Source organism: Glutamicibacter sp. MCAF14 (assembly GCF_052114325.1).
Classification (GTDB): Bacteria; Actinomycetota; Actinomycetes; order Actinomycetales; family Micrococcaceae; genus Glutamicibacter; species Glutamicibacter arilaitensis.
Window position 1 is genome coordinate 1 of record NZ_JBFREO010000006.1, and the last position, 15,761, is coordinate 15,761.

15 protein-coding genes, 1 tRNA gene and 1 pseudogene are annotated in these 15,761 nt (G+C 60.0%); 12 read left to right on the forward strand and 5 right to left on the reverse strand.

Going from position 1 to position 15,761, the window contains the following annotated elements; translation table 11 throughout:
* Positions 1-206 (reverse strand): annotated as a pseudogene (locus AB4Y71_RS13525) (serine hydroxymethyltransferase); the annotation flags it as partial.
* Between the two features lie 151 nt (positions 207-357).
* Here AB4Y71_RS13525 and AB4Y71_RS13530 point away from each other — a divergent pair.
* From AB4Y71_RS13530 to AB4Y71_RS13565, 8 genes are all read left to right on the forward strand, one after another.
* A complete protein-coding gene (locus tag AB4Y71_RS13530) occupies positions 358-1,017 on the forward strand; it encodes a GntR family transcriptional regulator (protein WP_441721044.1) in 660 nt (219 codons plus the stop codon).
* 411 nt (positions 1,018-1,428) lie between these two features.
* Positions 1,429-2,223 carry a creatininase gene (locus tag AB4Y71_RS13535; protein WP_441721045.1) on the forward strand — a complete coding sequence of 265 codons (795 nt, stop codon included), beginning with the start codon at positions 1,429-1,431 and terminating at the stop codon, positions 2,221-2,223.
* 1 nt (position 2,224) lies between these two features.
* Positions 2,225-3,970 carry a BCCT family transporter gene (locus AB4Y71_RS13540; RefSeq protein WP_441721047.1) on the forward strand — a complete coding sequence of 582 codons (1,746 nt, stop codon included), beginning with the start codon at positions 2,225-2,227 and terminating at the stop codon, positions 3,968-3,970.
* A gap of 296 nt (positions 3,971-4,266) precedes the next feature.
* Entirely contained in the window at positions 4,267-5,520 is a 1,254-nt protein-coding gene (locus AB4Y71_RS13545) for a M24 family metallopeptidase (RefSeq protein WP_013350050.1), read from the forward strand.
* Positions 5,521-5,713: 193 nt separating this feature from the next.
* Positions 5,714-7,054: an MFS transporter gene (locus AB4Y71_RS13550; protein WP_193058558.1), complete on the forward strand. Its 1,341-nt coding sequence runs from the start codon at positions 5,714-5,716 to the stop codon at positions 7,052-7,054.
* 31 nt (positions 7,055-7,085) lie between these two features.
* Entirely contained in the window at positions 7,086-7,859 is a 774-nt protein-coding gene (locus AB4Y71_RS13555; protein ID WP_441721049.1) for an IclR family transcriptional regulator, read from the forward strand.
* A 2-nt stretch (positions 7,860-7,861) separates the two neighbouring features.
* Positions 7,862-8,278, forward strand: coding sequence for a cupin domain-containing protein (locus tag AB4Y71_RS13560; RefSeq protein ID WP_134779501.1), 417 nt, complete (start codon positions 7,862-7,864; stop codon positions 8,276-8,278).
* A gap of 56 nt (positions 8,279-8,334) precedes the next feature.
* Complete coding sequence (locus AB4Y71_RS13565; RefSeq protein ID WP_396231099.1) at positions 8,335-8,931, forward strand: NADPH-dependent FMN reductase; 597 nt, start codon at positions 8,335-8,337, stop codon at positions 8,929-8,931.
* A 5-nt stretch (positions 8,932-8,936) separates the two neighbouring features.
* Here AB4Y71_RS13565 and AB4Y71_RS13570 read toward each other — a convergent pair whose 3' ends face one another.
* Complete coding sequence (locus tag AB4Y71_RS13570) at positions 8,937-9,509, reverse strand: dihydrofolate reductase family protein (RefSeq protein WP_417367895.1); 573 nt, start codon at positions 9,507-9,509, stop codon at positions 8,937-8,939.
* Between the two features lie 140 nt (positions 9,510-9,649).
* A tRNA-Ala gene (locus AB4Y71_RS13575) sits at positions 9,650-9,725 on the reverse strand.
* A 187-nt stretch (positions 9,726-9,912) separates the two neighbouring features.
* Here AB4Y71_RS13575 and AB4Y71_RS13580 point away from each other — a divergent pair.
* Positions 9,913-10,338: a VOC family protein gene (locus tag AB4Y71_RS13580; protein ID WP_441721055.1), complete on the forward strand. Its 426-nt coding sequence runs from the start codon at positions 9,913-9,915 to the stop codon at positions 10,336-10,338.
* Positions 10,339-10,348: 10 nt separating this feature from the next.
* Here the strand turns inward: AB4Y71_RS13580 and AB4Y71_RS13585 are convergent, their stop codons facing one another.
* Positions 10,349-11,575, reverse strand: coding sequence for an MFS transporter (locus tag AB4Y71_RS13585; protein WP_134779497.1), 1,227 nt, complete (start codon positions 11,573-11,575; stop codon positions 10,349-10,351).
* A gap of 145 nt (positions 11,576-11,720) precedes the next feature.
* Here AB4Y71_RS13585 and AB4Y71_RS13590 point away from each other — a divergent pair, with 145 nt between their 5' ends.
* Complete coding sequence (locus AB4Y71_RS13590; protein WP_441721058.1) at positions 11,721-12,662, forward strand: endonuclease/exonuclease/phosphatase family protein; 942 nt, start codon at positions 11,721-11,723, stop codon at positions 12,660-12,662.
* On the opposite strand, the gene AB4Y71_RS13595 is transcribed toward AB4Y71_RS13590, so the two are convergent.
* Positions 12,659-13,333: an alpha-ketoglutarate-dependent dioxygenase AlkB family protein gene (locus AB4Y71_RS13595; RefSeq protein WP_417367908.1), complete on the reverse strand. Its 675-nt coding sequence runs from the start codon at positions 13,331-13,333 to the stop codon at positions 12,659-12,661. The genes AB4Y71_RS13590 and AB4Y71_RS13595 overlap by 4 nt on opposite strands.
* 290 nt (positions 13,334-13,623) lie before the next feature.
* Here AB4Y71_RS13595 and cobA point away from each other — a divergent pair, with 290 nt between their 5' ends.
* Together cobA and AB4Y71_RS13605 are read left to right on the forward strand one after the other, a co-directional pair.
* Positions 13,624-14,643 carry a uroporphyrinogen-III C-methyltransferase gene (cobA, locus tag AB4Y71_RS13600; RefSeq protein WP_441721061.1) on the forward strand — a complete coding sequence of 340 codons (1,020 nt, stop codon included), beginning with the start codon at positions 13,624-13,626 and terminating at the stop codon, positions 14,641-14,643.
* The gene (locus tag AB4Y71_RS13605) at positions 14,643-15,743 is read left to right on the forward strand and encodes a uroporphyrinogen-III synthase (protein ID WP_441676653.1); all 1,101 of its coding nucleotides are present in this window, start codon (positions 14,643-14,645) and stop codon (positions 15,741-15,743) included. Before cobA ends, AB4Y71_RS13605 begins: the two co-directional genes overlap by 1 nt.
* The last annotated feature ends 18 nt before the right edge of the window (positions 15,744-15,761 follow it).

Sequence of the window (15,761 nt, forward strand, 5' to 3'; positions counted from 1 at the left end):
CCCGGGTAGCCTTCGGCGTACTTGTTGGTCAGTACCGAACCCTGCGCCTGCATCACTGCCTGCGCGGTGTGGTTCTCCGACGCGATCATTTCCAGACCGCGCTGCTGGCGAGCCAGCTCAGCGTCGATACGCTGCGCCACCTCCGGGTCGAGGTGTGCGAGGTCTGCAGTCAGTGAATCTGCAGCAAGAGTCGTAGCGTGTGCCATTACCCATCCCTAAATGTATGAATTGTCGACAACTGATATATCAATCTGCAATTCACTGTATGATGGAAATCACAGCCCGGTCAATGGGTTACCTGAAATTACTTCAGCGCGTAACAATCGTGCAGAATGGAGCAAGGAAATTGGAGGCGGGATGACAACCACGACGCAGCTTGCAGCAGGCACCGAGTCCATGGCCGAACGCGCCTACCAGGTGCTGCGAGACCGGCTGATCATGATGGACATCGCCCCCGGCGATCCGATCAACGAAGCCGGACTGGTCGATGACTTAGGAGTGGGACGCACTCCCCTGCGCGAAGCACTCAAGCGCCTTGAAGTAGACCATCTAGTGCAGTCCTACCCGCGCCGCGGCACCTTCGCCACCCGCGTGGATATCACCGAATTAGCTGATATCACCGAGGTCCGCCAGGTCCTTGAACCACTGGCAGCGGCTAAGGCCGCAACCCTGCGCGGAGGAACCGCCCGCGCCGGCATCGAAGCCACCTTGGAAGCAGTCAGCCAGCTCTCCGGAGAGAATCTGCGCCGCACCCTGATGGAAAATGACCTCGAAGTGCACCGGCTGATCTACCAGGCCGCCGCCAACCACCACCTAGAAGAGACACTAATCCGCTTGGATAACCTGGCCACGCGCATCTGGTGCATGGCACTGGATCGACTGCCCAGCGTGGACGAGCATATCGCCGAGCATGTCTCGCTCTTGCAGGCCATTCTGGACGGGGATGCGCCAGTAGCGCGCCAGCTGGCCCTAGAACATATCGTGCATTTCGAGAAGTCGGTTCGCGCCGTCCTCTAGGCGCCCCACTGCCCGCCGAGCTGGCCACCAACAATATGGAGCAGCCCGCGCATTGCCCACTGTTTCATTTTGTCTCGCTACACCCTGGCGGTGCCCACCTCCGCCTGCATAAAACAGGGACGCCGCCGCGGAATCCAGCCAGCCACGAGGGCGCTACGCGCTTGAACAGAAGTTTTTTCGGGTCGCCGTCACGCTAAACCACTGATTTCTCCGGCTGGATTCCTCAGTCTGAAGCACCGTTACGAGTGCCCGCAGTTCGGCCATTCGAAAGTTTTTCACCACGGGTATTGACTGTGATGTGAGCCACTGAAATGATTCACTGCAACAGTGTTGCAGATCTTGCAACTGTATTCCGATACAGAATCATCCCCGCCTGCGGCCTCAAGGGCCCCACGGGTCCAGGAGAAATCCATGCACTCAGTATTCATTGACGAACTCGATGCCCAGACCTACGCCGAGCACGTAGCGCGTACCGGATCCACCATCATCATTCCTGCGGGCGCAACCGAACAGCATGGTCCGCACATGCCATTGGGCGTCGACGCCATGCTTTCCCGCTCCATCGCAGAAGCTGTCGCCCAGCTCACCGGCGCGCTGGTTGCTCCAGCTCTTTGCTACGGCTACAAGTCGCAGCCGCGCTCGGGCGGCGGCAACCACCGCGTAGGCACGACGAGCCTGGGAGGCACATCGCTGAGCCTGATGGTCGAAGATGTCGTCGCTTCATTCATCTCCCAGGGATTCGACAACGTGGTGCTGCTCAACGGGCACTTCGAGAATTACCAGTTCCTCTACGAGGGCGTGGATAACGCCGTGGCCAAAACACGCGCCGCCGGTTCCACCGCCCGCGCCATCCTGCTTTCGTACTGGGACTTCGTCGACGAGAACACCCTGGCCAAGGTCTTCCCCGACGGATTCCTCGGCTGGGATATCGAGCACGGCGGCATCCTGGAAACCTCGCTCATGCTCCTGCTGCACCCGCAGCTGGTGGACATGGACCGGGTCATCGACCACCCGCCAGCCAAGCTCACCGCCTACGACATCTTCCCCGAAGACCCCGCGCGCACCCCGGACAGCGGCTGCTTGTCATCCGCCAAGGGAGCAACCGCCGAACGCGGCCAACTACTTTTCGAAACCGTCACAGACCAAGTTGCCCAAGCGCTCAAAGGCGAGCTGCTTCTTGGCGATGTAAATATAGAGGTGAATTAACATGTCGGTGGATAATTCAACATCCCAAGACAGGAAAAAGTCCTTGAAAGCATCCAAGCCTTCAGACTCCGCCCCGCAGCAAGTTGAAGTTCCACGCTTCATGGGACGGCATATCCCTCCGATTGATCGCCTGCTGATCCGGGCGATCCCGCCAGTACTGATTGTCGCCGTGATGATTTGGGTGCTCTCGAATCCTGAAGCCGCCTCGGCTGCCATTTCCGAAATGCGCACCTTCGTCACCGGGAAATTCACCTGGCTCTTCATCTTGTACTCGGTCTTCACCGTCGTGGTGTGCATCTGGCTCTCGATGAGCCGGGTGGGCAAGATCCGCTTGGGCGGTCCGAATGCCAAACCTCAGCACAGCAAGTTCGCCTGGTACTCCATGCTCTTCGCTTGCGGCCAGGGCATCGGGTTGATCTTCTGGTCCGTGGCCGAACCGATCATGCTGCGCGATGAAAACCCGGTCATTCCGGCAATGCCGGGCGGCGGCGGAGAAGAAGGCGCCATCGTCTGGACCTACTTCCACTGGGGCCTGACCGCCTGGGCCATGTACTGCGCCGTAGCCGTCTGTCTGGCCTACTCGCACCACAATCTGGGCAAGACCTTGACCTTCCGCGAAGCCACCGTGGACATCCTGCCCCGCTGGTCCCGCCGCGGCGCCGGCGTGATTGTTGAACTGCTGGCCATCATCGCTACCGTGCTCGGCCTGGCCACCTCCTTCGGCTTCGCCGCCATGCAGTTCTCTTCGGGTCTGACTTCCTTTACTGGCCTGACTGCCAGCCCGATGATGTGGCTGATGGTTATCTTGATCTTCGCCGGCATCACCTCGATCTCCGCGATTGTCGGCATCAACAAGGGCATGGCCCGCATCAGCGGGCTGAACTCGATCTTGAGTATCGCGCTGGTTGCCGCGGTGCTGATCTTCGGACCGTCGCTGTACATCATCTCAAACATGTCCCAGACTTTCGGCAGCTTCTTCACGAACTTCGCGAACATGAGCCTGTGGACCGATTCCGGCCTGGCGGCCACGACTTTGGACAGCTGGCAGGATTCTTGGAATGGCTGGTGGACGGTCTTCATCTGGTGCTGGGTTATCGCCTTCTCGCCATTCGTGGCCGGCTTCATCGCACGCATCTCCCGAGGCCGCACCATTCGCGAATTCGTGCTGGGCGTGACCATCATCCCTTCGCTGATCGTGATGGTCTGGGTTGCCGTCATCGGCTCCGCCGCCATCTACTACGATGACCAGACCGATCGCGGCGTCAGCGCCGCGGTGGCCGAAGACACCTCTTCGGGCTTGTTCGTGATGCTTGATTCGCTGCCGGTGGTTGGCACGATCCTGTTGGTGGTCTCCACCATCCTGGTGGCCACCTACTACGTCACCTCGCTGGATTCGGGCATCTATGCACTGAGCGAGTTCGTCTCGGCGCCAGGCAAGTCCGGCCCGGTCTTCCGCGTGGTCCTGGTACTCTCGGTGGCCACCGTGACCACTGTGCTGCTGACCATGGGCGGAACCGCGGTGGTGGATACCGTGCAAACCGGTACCATCATCGGGGCTTTCCCGTTCTCGTTCGTGATCATCTTGATGATCATCAACCTCATCCGCCGGCTGCTCAAGCGCGATAAGGCCATCAAGCAGCTGGAGAAGGACATCAATAATCCGGACCCGAACCTCGTCTTCGTTCCGGATCCCAGTGGAGAAGGCGCCATCCGCAAGACGGAGCCGGACCAGGGAAGCCACAACTAGGCTCTGGGAAGCACCGAGCATGAAGGCCGCGCAACTGGTCATATTCAGTTGCGCGGTCTTCATCATCTCCGCACCTGTATTGCATATCAACAAGTCAATTGGAGTTTTTCGGTAAAAGTGAAAAGTTTTTGGATTCTCCCTTGACAGTGATGCAGAGCACACATAGTCTAATTGCAACGGCGTTGCAGTGAGCGCAACACGTAACTTTCTTCTCCGGCGATTCCCATGAATCCTCGCAATCCATCTGATTGGGCCGGCCTGCCTTGACACTTGATTTCTTACAAGGAGCCACAACCATGACTACCGCCAACATCGCCACGAACGTTTCCGAACTGGCCCGCCTGAAGACCCTGCACAACGGATCCAAGCAGCAGCTGACCTTCTCGGATGCGGAGTTCGAACGCCGCCTGGCCGGCCTGCGCCAGATCATGGCAGCCAAGTCCCTGGACGCAGTCATCCTGACCAGCTACCACGGCATCAAGTACTACTCGGACTTCCTGTACACCACCTTCGGCCGCAACTACGCGCTGGTGGTCACCCAGACCAACTCCACCACCGTCACCGCGAACATCGACGCCGGCATGCCATGGCGCACCAGCTACGGCGAGAACATCGTGTACACCGACTGGAAGCGCGACAACTTCTTCTACGGCCTGCAGGAAGCACTCAAGCGCGATGGAGTGAAGGCCTCGCGCATCGGCGTGGAAGACGACTTCTTGCCGGGCCTGACCCGCGAGAAGATCGCCGCCGCCTTCGACGGTGCCGCACTGGTAGACGTCTCCCAGGATGCCATGCGCCAGCGCATGATCAAGTCCGCCGAGGAAATCGAGGTCATCAAGCACGGTGCACGCATCGGCGACCTGGGCGGCGAAGCCATCAAGGCAGCGATCCGCGAAGGCATCAGCGAATACGAAGTAGCGTTGATCGGCACCGAAGCCATGGTGCACGAAATCGCCAAGACCTTCCCGCACCGCGAAGTGCGCGACACCTGGGTCTGGTTCCAGTCCGGGATCAACACCGACGGCGCCCACAACTGGGCCACCACCCGCAAGCTTCAGCGCGGGGACATCCTCTCGCTGAACTGCTTCCCGATGACCTCGGGCTACTACACCGCGCTGGAGCGCACCTTGTTCCTCGGTGAGCCAGATGCACGCAGCTTGGAACTGTGGAACGTCAACGTCGAGGTCCACAAGCGGGGCCTGGAACTGATCAAGCCGGGCGCAGTCTGCAAGGACATCGCCGCAGAGCTGAACGAGATCTTCATCTCGCACAACTTGCTGCCGAACCGCACCTTCGGCTACGGCCACTCCTTCGGCGTCCTCTCGCACTACTACGGCCGCGAAGCAGGCCTGGAACTGCGCGAAGACATCGACACCGTCTTGGAGCCGGGCATGGTCGTTTCGATGGAGCCAATGATCACCGTCGCCGATGGCGAGCCAGGTGCCGGCGGCTACCGCGAGCACGACATCCTCGTGATCGGCGAGGATGGCGGAGTCGAGAACATCACCAAGTTCGGCTTCGGCCCGGAGAACAACATCATCGACGCGTAAGCGCAACAGATCACCGTGGGGCAGGGCCCAATACCCTGCCCCACGAGTGGTTAACCACGTGGCACGCAGCAAGTACGGGGGCTGCGTCAATAACCGAGTACCGCAGGTCGGGCGCTCGGAACCAATGATCATCCCAGCGGCATAGAAGCCATAGATGGCCAGCGCCGTTGCCTTCAAGAGGCGGTATAACCCCATGAGCAATTCCAACCAGTCCCCCGCGAACCTCGCTGCGCCACGCGCCGCAGGCTCAACCGCGCCGCGCGTCGTAGATGCGAAGACCAGGCGCAAGGTCATTGCGGCCAGCTTCGTCGGCAACTTCGTGGAGTGGTTCGACTACGCGGCCTACGGCTACCTGGCCGTGACCATCGCAGCGGTGTTCTTCCCCCGCGAAGATCCGCAGGCCGCCTTGCTGATGACCTTCGGCGTCTTTGCCCTTTCTTTCCTCGTCCGCCCGGTCGGCGGATTCATCTGGGGGCATCTGGGCGACAAGATCGGCCGACGCGAAGCACTGTCCTGGTCGATTTTGCTGATGACCGGTGCCACCTTCTGCATCGCGCTGTTGCCCGGCTACGCGTCCATTGGTTTCGGCGCACCCATATTGCTGCTGGCGCTGCGTCTGGTCCAGGGCTTCTCCGCCGCCGGCGAATACGCTGGAGCTTCGGCTTTCCTCGTCGAGTACGCCCCACCTCACCGCCGCGGTCTGTACGCTGCGGTGGTCCCCGCCAGCACCGCCACAGGTCTGCTGGTCGGCTCATTGATGGCTGCTGGACTGACCGGCTTGCTCTCCACAGAAGCTTTGGAAAGCTGGGGCTGGCGCATTCCGTTCTTGCTGGCCGCCCCATTGGGATTGATTGGACGCTACATCCGTACCAAGCTCGAAGACTCGCCTGCCTTCCTGGAAGCATCCGCGGCAGCCGCGCCAGAAGGATCTCCGGTCGGTTCATTGTTCAAGAACCATTGGCGCCAGCTCATCCAGGCAGCCGGCGCGGTGCTTCTGAACGCAGTTGGCTTCTACGTCATCCTGTCCTACATGCCGACCTACCTGTCAGAGGAACTCGGCCTGGACGCGACGCGGTCCTTCCTGGCAACGACCGTTGCGCTGCTGACTTACGTCGGATTCATCTTCATCACCGGCATGCTCTCGGATCGCTTCGGACGCAAGCGCGTGCTGATCACTGCCTCGGTGCTGTTCGTACTGCTCACGGTCCCGGCCTTCATGGCCTTGGACTCCGGCAGCTTCCTGGTCATCGTGCTGGTGCAGATCCTGCTCGGGGCCATGCTGACGCTCAATGACGGCACGCTGCCCAGCTACCTGGCTGAAATGTTCCCCACCAAGGTCCGCTACTCCGGTTTCGCGGTGTCGTTCAACGTGTCAAATGCACTATTCGGTGGCACTGCACCGTTCGTCGCCACACTGCTCATCGCGTCCAGCGGCAACGTACTCGCACCGGGCTGGTATTTGATGGGCGCAGCGGTGATTTCGCTGGTTGCTGTGGCCTGCTCGGTGGAAACCAGCCGCAAACCCTTGGGCTGACCCGTAGGATAGTAGCAACTCAGGAGGGGAAATGACGGAAACACGCAGTGAAAGCAGAGGCACCTCGGTCATCGTCAACGTACTCGATGTGCTTCGATGCTTCACCGTACAGAATCCGGTCGTCGGGGTTACCGACATCGCCGAGCAAGTTGGCCTGCACAAGTCCAGCGTCTCGCGCATTCTGGCCACCTTGGAGCAGGAACACGTGGTGGAACGGGATGAAGAAACCCGCAAGTACCGCTTGGGTGTGGGCCTGATTGCCATCGCCGGCCCGCTCTTGGCCAACTTGGACGTACGCCAGGTGGCCTACCCGATTCTAGGAGACCTGCGTGAAGCTACCGGCGAGACCGCTGTGCTGAACATCTGGGATGGCAGCGAATCGGTATCCGTGGAGCAGCTGCCTTCAACTCACCTGGTCAAGCACACCTCGGTCATGGGCTCCCGCTACCGTTCGGGGCTCAGCGCCACCGTCCAGGTGTTCCTTGCCAATGAAGACCCGCAACGCTGCGCGCAGCTGCTGGCCAACAGCGAGATCGACCTGCAGGGCATGGCAACCGAAGAGTACCTAGCGAGGCTGGAACTCGTCCGCGAACGCGGATACGCAGTGAACTACGGCGAGACTTCAAAAGAAGAAGTCGGCGTGGCTGCCGGAATTCTCGATCACCGCGGAGAACTTGTTGCCTGCGCGATGACCGCAGCCCCGTTCTACCGCATCGGCGCCGATGAGCTGGAGCAGATATGCTCCAGCACCCGCACCGCAGCCCGGCGCATCAGCACCCGGTTGGGCTACCAGCAGGAAGCCTAGGCATGGAACCCTTTGAAGCACGCGACCAATTCGCTTTCGATTACCAGATGCATGAAGGCTCGGCTATGCGGGTCAGCCACCACTTCGCCGGGCACACCGGAATGCCGGTAGCGATCCAGACTTGGGTGATAGCCCCGGGAGGCTTCGAAGGCTTCCACCGTCACGATGGCGAAGGCGCACTGCAAGAGTTCTACCAGGTGCTCGAAGGGCAAGCGCGGATGCGCCTGGGCGCGCGTACCTACGACCTTGGCCCCGGCGACAGCGTGATCGCTGATGCCGGGGTGGATCATGACCTGCGCAATACCGGAGGCACCGACCTGCGCGTACTCACCATCTGGGGTCCTCCGGGCGCAGCCGATTTCTCCGCTTTCGGCTCCCATCAGCTGGCGCAGCAGGTGCGCGGGGCGCATCCGAAATAACTGGGAAAACGCCTAAAGCTCTTTCTCCAGACCGGCAATGGTGTTGTGGTTGGATCATGACTTACAACATCGGTTATTTTGTCGGTTCGCTGTCCTCCAAATCCATCAACCGCACCGTGGCCAAGGCCCTGATCGGCTTGGCACCGCATAACCTGTCATTCAAGGAAATCCCAATCAAGGACCTTCCGCTCTACAGCCCGGATTTTGATGAGGATTACCCTGCCGAAGGCACGGCACTGAAACAAGCCATCGAATCCTCGGACGGTTTGCTGTTCATCACTCCGGAGTACAACCGCTCCATTCCCGGCGCGTTGAAGAATGCCATCGATTGGGGCTCGCGGCCCTGGGGCACCAATTCTTTCGCTCGCAAGCCCACCGGACTGCTCGGCGCTTCTCCGGGCGCCATCGGCACCGCCGTCATGCAATCGAATATGCGCAGCGTGCTCAGCTTCCTGGATGCTCCGCAATTGAACTCCCCCGAGGTCTACCTGCAGTACCGGGAAGAAGATTTCGGGCCGGAGGGAGAAATCCTGAATCCGGACACCAAGAAGTTCCTAGGCCACTACATGGAGGAATACACGGCATTCGTGGAACGCGTGCTCGACTCGACGGCCGCTGGCCACATCGGGGATGAGGGAATGCAGAGCGAGTAGCCGGACTAGGCGCGCGAGTACTCGGCCAGGGTGACCCCGGAGGCAAAGCTTTGCATGCTCTGCTGCAGCCAACAATCCGGGGCATACTCGCGATCTCCAAAGAGCCGGATTCCCTTGCCCATGATTACGGGGTGGATCTTCAACGCAAGCTTGTCGATCTGCGGCCGGAGCTGGGCGGCGAGCTGTCCCCCACCGCAGAGCCAGATTCCTGTGCCCGATTCGGATTTTAGTTCCTCGACTACCCCGCGCGGGTCAGCGTTAGTGAACTGCACGTCTTGGCTTCCACTGGGCCCGTGGTGCTCGCTGGTGAAGACAACTTGCTGCAGGTGAGCGTATGGATTGGGCAGTGCTGGCAAGCCAACCGCGTAAGTGTTCCATCCCATCAGCACCGTGTCGAAGGGGCATCCGTCGATTGGCAGTCCTGCCGCCTGCGCCAATTGGGTCGGCGCGGTACCGCGGTAGCGGTCCCAGATGGGTGCGGCGTGCGCTCCCTGCGTCGCGAAGGCGTCGAACTCTCCGTTCGGACCGGCAATGAAGCCATCGAGACTGACAGCGACGAAGTAGGTCAGTTCACGCATGATTCTCCCGGGTTTGATCACAGACGGTGCGAAATTTTCATCAGCCTACAGCATGCGCCTTTGGCAGGTTTTGCCCGCTATGTCCGGGAACGCAAAAAACCGGGAAACATCATTTCTGACGTTTCCCGGTTTTCTAAATTTGGTGGAGGTAAGGGGATTCGAACCCCTGACCTTCTGCATGCCATGCAGACGCGCTACCAACTGCGCCATACCCCCAAATGAGGTGGTTTCATTGGTTTGAACTACCTCTGAACCGAGATAAAACTCTACCGGAGCACAGCAGAAAACACCAAATCGGGAAATCGAGACGCTGGTCACTTTCGCTATTCACATGTGTCCGGCGAAGTGGAAGAATACGGGCGGGACCTACCGGCCCCGTCCACAGATCTGAAAGGCGCGACCCATGAGCATCGGACTAACCCCCTACCTGCGTTTCGCGGGAGATGCCAAAGAAGCAATGGAGTTCTACCATCAGGTACTCGGCGGAGAACTTTCCATGCTGACCTTCCAAGAAGGGATGAACGACAACAACCCGGCCGTGGCCGACCTGATCATGCACGCCTCGATTTTTGTTGAGCGTGGCCTGCATTTGATGGCTTCGGACACACCATCGGAAATGGATGTGCGAGGCAATGGCGTGATCGCGCTGAGCAGCGACGGCAATGACAGCCTCGATTCAGCCACCCTGACCAAGTGGTGGGAAGGACTGGGCGAAGGCGGCCAGGTCAACCAGCCACTGGCCCAGGCCCCCTGGGGCGACTCCTATGGGGAGCTGCGCGATAAGTTCGGAGTTGTTTGGATGTTCAATATCTCCGCGGTGGCAAGCTAGCCGCAGAGCATTAGCGGGTTCGTGCCTGCTCGCGGGCTTCCATCGCTTCGCGACCCACGAGCAGGCCCACCTTCTTTGCACGAATCTGGGTAATCCAAGCGATCAGCAGGCCCAACGCGGCCAGGCCAGCACCAACCACCGATGGTGCTCGGAAACCATACCCGGCAGCGATTACCGCCGCACCCAGTGCAGCGCCCAGGGCGTTGGCCACGTTCAGGGCTGAGTGGTTCAAAGACGCTGCCAGCGACTGCGCATGCGGAGCGGAGTCCATCAATAAAGTCTGCAATGCAGGAATGAGCAGCGAGCCGACGGCACCCATCACGAAGACCATGATCATTGTCGGAATCACCCAACTGGTCACTGCAGCGAAAATCAGCATGGTGGCGACCATGAACACGCTTGAAAGCTTGATCGCGCCAAAGATCGACCAGTCCGCAAGCCGGCCACCGGCCAGCGAACCAACCACCATGCCCAAGCCGTAGAGCGCCAAGGCCAGCGGTACCAGCTCAATTGGCAGCTTGGCCTCTTCGGTCAAGGTTGGTGAAATATATGAGTACACCGCAAAGAAACCGCCAAAGCCGACAATTCCGGTGAGCATCGCCAACCACACCTGGGCACTCTTGAGCGCTGTGAGTTCCCGGCGGATGCTCGCCCCTGCTTCGCTTTTCCTCCACGGAACGAACAAGGTAATCAGCACCGCGGTCAGCACACCGATCACGGTGACCACCAAGAACATTGAACGCCAGCCGTATTCCTGGCCAAGGCGGGTCACCAGCGGGACACCGGCAACGTTAGCCACCGACAGTCCGAGCATCACCCAAGCAATGGCTCGACCGCGCATCGTGGCTGGAACCAGGCTGCCGGCAAGTACGCCGGCCAGCCCGAAGTACGCGCCGTGCGGCAGGCCTGCAAGGAAGCGGGTCACCAGCATGGCGTTGTAATCGGCAGCGAAAAATGAAGACAGGTTCGCCAGCGTGAAGAAGAGAATCAACAATTGCACCGCACGCTTGCGCGGAATCTTTGCAGCCAGCGCCGTGAGCACCGGAGCACCGACAACGACGCCTATCGCGTAGGCACTGATCATCAGGCCCATCTGCGCGTAACTGACTTGAAGGTCAGCTGCACCTTCTTGGAGCAAGCCCATCATGGCGAACTCGGTGACACCGATACCGACGCCACCCATGGCCAAGGCAACAATTGCCAACAGCAGTTTTCCGCCAGATAAGTAGGCAGTCATTCAATTTCTCAATTCATGGCAGGAGCTTGGAAAGCGTCTCCCTTGTCGCTCTTATCCATCGTAGTGAATACATGGCGCGACACTGGCATTCCCCAAGCCGATAATTACGAATCCCACAGTATTTTGTGCCACTGTATTAAGTCCTATGTCTCATTCATCGCACCACCGCCTGTCGGCCTCGCGAATCATCGCGAGGTTCTTCTTTGCCATGCTCTGTTTCGCACTGGCTGGGTTGATGGTGTTCCACCAGCAGATCCCCGACGTGCTGGGACTCGGGCTGATCATCGATAACCTGGCTCCATGGATGGGCGTCGGAATTCCTGTGCTCTTCTTGATGGCCCTGGTAGTGCGCGGACGCATTAGCTTCATCAGCCTGCTTGTGCCCATAGTTGTCTGGGCTGTCCTCTTCGGACCAGCTTTCATTCCCTCGGCACAGCCCGTCCCCGAAGCTTCACTGCGTCTGGCGACGCAAAACGTCCACGAGTCCGCCGGTGCGCAGGCCGCCCGCGAACTGGCCGACCACGGTGCACAGGTGATCGCCCTGCAGGAAATCGGCGAAGACCAGGAACCAGAAATCTCCGCCGAGCTGGCTAAGTCCCACCCGTACCGCTACATGGTCAGCACCGTAGGGGTTTGGAGCGCCTACCCGCTGAAGAATCCAGAACCCTTGGATCTGGGGCTGGGCTGGGATCGCGCCTTGCGCGTAGACGTGGCCACCGAACAGGGAGACATCCGCGTGTACGCGGTGCACGCCGCATCGGCACGGCCTACCGGTCACCATGAGAGGGACAAGATGCTAGCTTCCCTCGGAGACTACTTCGCCAATGATGACTCCCCACGGATCATCGCAGCCGGAGACTTCAACGCGACAAGCACCGACCGCCACTTCGCACCGGTAGCCGACCAACTCGAAGAAGCCCACTACAGCGACTGGGGTCTGGCCCTGACCTGGCCTCGAACCTTGTTCCCGATGCTCGGCATCGACCACGTGATGCTACGCGGTGTCCAGTCTGCTGGCATGGAACGGTTGGAAGTCGCAGACTCGGATCATTACGCGCTGGCCGCCACCATCGATCTAGGCAATTAGTTCTCTTCCAGCCCGGTCTGGCGCAGCGTGATGTTGATGCGTCCGCCGCCCAGGCCCAAGCCTGCCGGTGCGGTTCCCGCATGGATCTTCGTCACCGAGTGATAGGCAAAGCGTGCCGGACCATCAAAGACAAACAGGTCCCCTGATGCCAGCCGCAGCTCTTGCCATGGCCGGTTGCGGTTCTCGGTATTGCCCAAGCGGAATGTTGCCGAGTCCCCGATAGATAGCGAGACAACCGGAGCGTTGATGCGCTCCTCAGCGTCTTGATGCATGCCCATGGTGGCCTGCACATCGTAGTAGTTCACCAGCGCAACATCAGGCTGATAGTCCTGGGCGCGCCGCAAATCCCCGGTCGCTTCTGCAACAGCTTGCTTGCCCAAGCGAATCAGCCACTGCTCCATCGGCGCAACCGGTTGGCCATCCAAGTCATCTGCCGTCTTGGAATAGCGGTGGGGACTCCAATGCCAGCCTAAACACAGGCTTTGCACGCTCATAGGATGCCCATTCACAGTCGTCCGGTGAGGCGGAACTGGTCCACTGCCCCACTCATAGAAGCGACGGACAATCCACTGTTGCGCAGCGGTATCCAGCCAGCCCGGCAAATGCCACGCGCCAGGGCGCAAAGCTCCCCCGGTACGCGGCAGTGCGCTGTCGTCAAAGAGCGATTCCATGCTCCCAGCGTGCCCGTTGCAGGCAGTGCCCGGCAAGTCTCCTGCGTATTCGCTCACTGAATTTTGCAGGATCAGCCAAGCCCGTGCCTTGCAACGATATTTACTTTAATGACCTTGTGTTGCATTTGGCCTCACGGAACATTTCGAAAAGGTTAACCTTTAGTCGAATTATTGCGCTTGAAACAAAGGCGATACTTCTAAGAAAAGCTGAACGTCTAAGCTGGGGGCATCCACTAGTTCAAGGAGAATCCCATGTCATCCCGCGAAACTCGAACAGAATCAAAGCGCTCATGATTGGCATCGACCTAGAGCTCACCGGATGCACGGTGCTGATTGCTGGAAGTAAATCCGGGAGCAATAAGGCGGTAAAGCGCTTCAAATCCCAAGGCGCCACGGTACTCACCGCCCAAGAGCCATTCACCGCAATCCAACTTCTGGAGCAAGCCAGCCTGCTGGTGATCTGCGATGCTGAACCGGACCGCTTCGCTTCGGTCACCCAGGCCTCCCGGATTCCAGTCATGCATCTGGAGCCAACCTCCCAGACCGGATCCATCACCTTGCTAGGCGGCGGGCCAGGCGCACTTGACCTGCTAACACTCCGAGGGGTGCACGCGCTCGCCGACGCCGAAGTCATTTTCGCTGACCGGCTCGGACCGGCGGAGCACCTTCCGCTGCTCGCACCGCAGGCCAAAATCATTGATGTCGGCAAACTTCCCGGGCATCACAAACTCACTCAACGGGAAATCGAAGCGCAAATGATCGAAACAGCCCGAGGCGGAGCCAATGTAGTCAGGCTCAAGGGCGGAGATCCCTTTGTCTTCGGCCGCGGCTACGAAGAAATCACCGCGGCCACAGCCGCAGGAATCCCCGTCAACGTCATCCCAGGCTTGAGCTCTTGCCTCACCGTGCCAGCAGTTGCCGGCATCCCAGTGACCGCACGTGGCATCAACACCATGTTCACGGTAGTCTCGGCCCACGATCCGCTCACCGACATCCAGCTTGAACACCTGAGCAAACTTGGTGGAAGCATCGTGATCCTCATGGGCATGGGAACCATCGAACAGACCGTGGCCGGATTGCACCGAGTTGGCATGGACGGGCAGATGCCCTGCGCCATCATCGAATCCGGCACCACCCAAAAACAGCGCACCAGCTACACCCAGCTGGACAAGCTCGCACAGACGGCCCGCGGCCACTCCAACCCCGCGGTCATCGTCATCGGCGAAGTTGCCGGATTGCCCGCCACCCTGGCAAGCATTGCGGTGCAAGATGAGCCAGGCTTGCTGGCACCCCAACTGGAAGTTGCATAATGAATACCCCCAAACCCTTGGCCGGGTTCCGCCTGGCCGTAACCAGTGACCGCCGCTCGGCAGAACTTATCGAAGCCTTTGAACGCCGTGGTGCCGAAGTCACCCATACGCCGCTGCTTCAGCTGGCGCCGTTGGATGATGAGCAGCAGCTGATCTCCCAAACGCAGAAGCTGATCGAAGCCCGGCCGCAAATAGTTGTCATTACTACCGCCTACGGATTGCGGCGCTGGGTAGATACCGCCGAAGCCGCCGGTCTCGGCGACCAACTGCTCGGAACCCTGGGACAGGCGCAGCTGTACGTGCGCGGCGCCAAAGCCCACGGAACCGTCAAGGCGCTGGGCCTGGAACCAGCCGCCGTGGCCAAGGATGGACGCAGCGCCTCGATGCTGACGCTGTTGGAAGGCAAATTGCAAGGACTGACCGTTGCCCTGCAGCTGCACGCCGATTCGGATCATGGAATGCCGCATAGCCTACGCGAGCTGGGTGCTAGCCGGGTACTGAAGGTCGAGCCGTACCGCTGGCAGGACACCAGCAGCGATAGTGGAATTTCTGCGCTGGTCGAAGGTCTATGTGCCGCGCACTTTGATGCGGTGACATTCACCAGCGCTCCAAGCGTGCATGCGCTGTTCGCTGCCGCCAAGGCACGCAACCGCTTGCCAGCCTTGCTGCGCTCCTTGGCCGAACGCGTAGTGGTGGCCACCGTTGGTCCAGTGACCGCTGCCCCGCTGATTGAAGCGGGGATTTCCCCATTGGTTCCCGAACGGCATCGCATGGGTGCCATGATCGGCCAGTTGGTGGAACACCTGGGCTCGCTGGGCACCCTGCAGGCCGAGACAGTTTTCGGTCCTGTCCAGCTGCGCGGACGCACCTTCTCGGTGCAGGGCCAGGACTGCGAACTGACCCCCGGACAGGCCGAACTGGTGCGCGCGCTGATTGAGGCTGGAGGAAGTGTCTTGTCCCGTGATGAGTTGGGTGCGGCAATGCCCGAAGCCAGTTCCAAGCACGCCCTGGACATGACCCTCAGCCGCCTGCGCAAGGCTTTGCCGCAACCGGAAATCATTGCCACGGTCATTAAACGTGGATACAGGTTGAATGCCTGATCACACGAATGGGCTTTT

What these genes read in the sequence shown, in the direction of transcription:
- AB4Y71_RS13605 (WP_441676653.1), top strand. Translation starts at nt 14,643, where the DNA reads ATGAATACCCCCAAACCCTTGGCCGGGTTCCGCCTGGCCGTAACCAGT.
- AB4Y71_RS13535 (WP_441721045.1), top strand. Translation starts at nt 1,429, where the DNA reads ATGCACTCAGTATTCATTGACGAACTCGATGCCCAGACCTACGCCGAG.
- AB4Y71_RS13565 (WP_396231099.1), top strand. Translation starts at nt 8,335, where the DNA reads ATGACTTACAACATCGGTTATTTTGTCGGTTCGCTGTCCTCCAAATCC.
- cobA (WP_441721061.1), top strand. Translation starts at nt 13,624, where the DNA reads ATGATTGGCATCGACCTAGAGCTCACCGGATGCACGGTGCTGATTGCT.
- AB4Y71_RS13570 (WP_417367895.1), bottom strand. Translation starts at nt 9,509, where the DNA reads ATGCGTGAACTGACCTACTTCGTCGCTGTCAGTCTCGATGGCTTCATT.
- AB4Y71_RS13585 (WP_134779497.1), bottom strand. Translation starts at nt 11,575, where the DNA reads ATGACTGCCTACTTATCTGGCGGAAAACTGCTGTTGGCAATTGTTGCC.
- AB4Y71_RS13545 (WP_013350050.1), top strand. Translation starts at nt 4,267, where the DNA reads ATGACTACCGCCAACATCGCCACGAACGTTTCCGAACTGGCCCGCCTG.
- AB4Y71_RS13530 (WP_441721044.1), top strand. Translation starts at nt 358, where the DNA reads ATGACAACCACGACGCAGCTTGCAGCAGGCACCGAGTCCATGGCCGAA.
- AB4Y71_RS13590 (WP_441721058.1), top strand. Translation starts at nt 11,721, where the DNA reads ATGTCTCATTCATCGCACCACCGCCTGTCGGCCTCGCGAATCATCGCG.
- AB4Y71_RS13550 (WP_193058558.1), top strand. Translation starts at nt 5,714, where the DNA reads ATGAGCAATTCCAACCAGTCCCCCGCGAACCTCGCTGCGCCACGCGCC.
- AB4Y71_RS13555 (WP_441721049.1), top strand. Translation starts at nt 7,086, where the DNA reads ATGACGGAAACACGCAGTGAAAGCAGAGGCACCTCGGTCATCGTCAAC.
- AB4Y71_RS13580 (WP_441721055.1), top strand. Translation starts at nt 9,913, where the DNA reads ATGAGCATCGGACTAACCCCCTACCTGCGTTTCGCGGGAGATGCCAAA.
- AB4Y71_RS13595 (WP_417367908.1), bottom strand. Translation starts at nt 13,333, where the DNA reads ATGGAATCGCTCTTTGACGACAGCGCACTGCCGCGTACCGGGGGAGCT.
- AB4Y71_RS13560 (WP_134779501.1), top strand. Translation starts at nt 7,862, where the DNA reads ATGGAACCCTTTGAAGCACGCGACCAATTCGCTTTCGATTACCAGATG.
- AB4Y71_RS13540 (WP_441721047.1), top strand. Translation starts at nt 2,225, where the DNA reads ATGTCGGTGGATAATTCAACATCCCAAGACAGGAAAAAGTCCTTGAAA.